At 49.4% G+C, this 2,095-nt stretch carries 2 protein-coding genes and 1 pseudogene; all 3 read left to right on the top strand.

Annotated elements, in window-relative coordinates:
* Positions 1 to 727: pseudogene (locus RUMCAL_RS15925) on the top strand (hypothetical protein); the annotation flags it as partial.
* Positions 717 to 1,100, top strand: a complete 384-nt coding sequence (locus tag RUMCAL_RS15920) for a dockerin type I domain-containing protein (RefSeq protein ID WP_278245035.1) — start codon at positions 717 to 719, stop codon at positions 1,098 to 1,100. The pseudogene RUMCAL_RS15925 and the gene RUMCAL_RS15920, both read left to right, overlap by 11 nt.
* Positions 1,101 to 1,145: 45 nt before the next feature.
* Entirely contained in the window at positions 1,146 to 2,066 is a 921-nt protein-coding gene (locus RUMCAL_RS06330; protein ID WP_021681842.1) for a DUF368 domain-containing protein, read from the top strand.
* Positions 2,067 to 2,095 lie beyond the last annotated feature (29 nt).

Here is a 2,095-nt window from a genome sequence, read left to right as displayed (position 1 = left end):
CTTCCACTACTACAAGTACAACCACTTCGACAACTACAACTTTCATCACCACAAGCACGACCACTTCGACAACCACGACTTCCACAACTACAAGCACGACCACTTCAACAATCGTGACTTCCACAACTACAAGCACGACCACTTCAACAACCGCAACTTCCACAACTACAAGCACAACCACTTCAACAACCACGACTTCCGCTACTACAAGTACAGCTGCTTCGACAGCCACGACTTCCACTACTACAAGCACAACCACTTCAACAACCACGACTTCTGCTACTACAAGCACAATCACTTCGACAACCACAACTTCCGCTACTACAAGTGCGACCACTTCAACAACCACGACTTCTGCTACTACAAGCACAATCACTTCGACAACCACAACTTCCGCTACTACAAGTGCGACTACTTCGACAACCACGACTTCCGCTACTACAAGCACGACCACTTCAACAACCGCAACTTCCACTACCACAAGCACGACCACTTCGAAAACCACGACTTCCGCTACTACAAGTACGACCACTTCAACAACGACTACTTTCACCACAAGCACGACCACTTCGACAACGACTACTTCCACCACCACAAGCACAACTGCTTCAACAACGACTACTTCCACAACTACAAGCACAGCGGCTTCAACAACGACTACTTCCACCACCACAAGCACAACGACTTCAACAACCACAACTTCCACCACAACCACCATACCCCCTGACGAAAATTTCCCGCAGATCACAGGCGATGCAGACCGCAATGGTCGGGTGGACTCCACAGATGTTTACATGGTAATGCTGTATTGTGCATATCACGGTGCCGGCTATCACGATTACACCTTCACGGAATATCCGGAGATCGAAGCCGCTCTGCTGACCAAGCTGGACGTCAACGGAGACGGCTCCATTGACACTATCGATGTCTATTTTATACTCCGCTACGTTGCCTATCAGGGAGCCGGCATTCCGACAGACTGGGACGAACTGTACGAAAAGCATATTTTGCAATATTGCCCAGAATATTCTTTAGATGTTTTTAAATTGTACCCACAATCTTTTTACATCACCACACAGAAAAAGTGTATAATAAAATAAGTTGTAAACAAAAAACGAAAAACAAGAAAGGACAAGCAAACACACATGAAAAAACTAATTACACTTCTGCACGGTTTCTGTATGGCACTGGCAGACAGTGTCCCCGGCGTTTCCGGCGGCACGATCGCATTCCTCATGGGCTTCTATGACAACTTTATCGGTTCCCTGAACGCCCTGATCTCCGGCAGCAAGCAAGAACGCATCCAGGCTGTCAAGTACCTCATCAAGCTGGGCATCGGCTGGGTGATCGGCTTCTGCTCCTCGGTGCTGGTGCTGGCAAATGTCTTTGAATCCCATATCTATCGGGTATCCTCCCTGTTCATCGGATTCATCATCTTCGCGATTCCGGTCGTGATCTACGAGGAAAAAAAGGTACTGAAAGACCGCTGGAAAATGAGCTTCTTCGTCCTCATCGGCATGGCATTCGTGGTGGCGATCACCTATGCAAACACTTTTGTAGGCGGCGGAAAAGATCTGAGTAATCCCGACATCGGCATGTACATCTACGCATTCTTCGTGGGAGCCGTTGCGATCTGTGCCATGGTTCTGCCGGGCATTTCCGGTTCCACGCTGCTGCTGATCTTCGGGCTGTACATTCCGATCATTAACGGCATTCACGACCTGCTCCACTTGAATTTCCACATGCTGCCCATTCTGATCGTCTTTGGGCTGGGTGTCATTACCGGCATCATCAGCATTATCAAGCTGATCCAGAACGCCCTGACCAAACACCGCGGGGCTACGGTATATCTAATCATCGGCATGATGCTGGGTTCCCTGTACTCCGTCTTTATGGGGCCCACCACGCTGGAAAATCCGCAGCCGGCAATGGGACTGCACACGTTCAGCATTGTGTTCTTCCTCATCGGTGGCGTAGTAATTCTGGGCATGCAGGGCTTGAAAATGCTCTCGGATAAGAACAGCACCCCTGCCAATGAGCCAAAAGCAGAAGTGCAGGCAAAGTAAAGGCAATACCGCACAAAGAGCGTCTGGCG

Source organism: Ruminococcus callidus ATCC 27760 (assembly GCF_000468015.1).
Lineage (GTDB): Bacteria > Bacillota > Clostridia > Oscillospirales > Ruminococcaceae > Ruminococcus_C > Ruminococcus_C callidus.
Note: the sequence above shows the minus strand (reverse complement) of the source record. Positions and strands in the feature narration are given on the sequence as shown.

Coding starts and splice junctions, on each gene's coding strand:
- RUMCAL_RS06330 (WP_021681842.1), top strand. CDS start 1,146: ATGAAAAAACTAATTACACTTCTGCACGGTTTCTGTATGGCACTGGCA.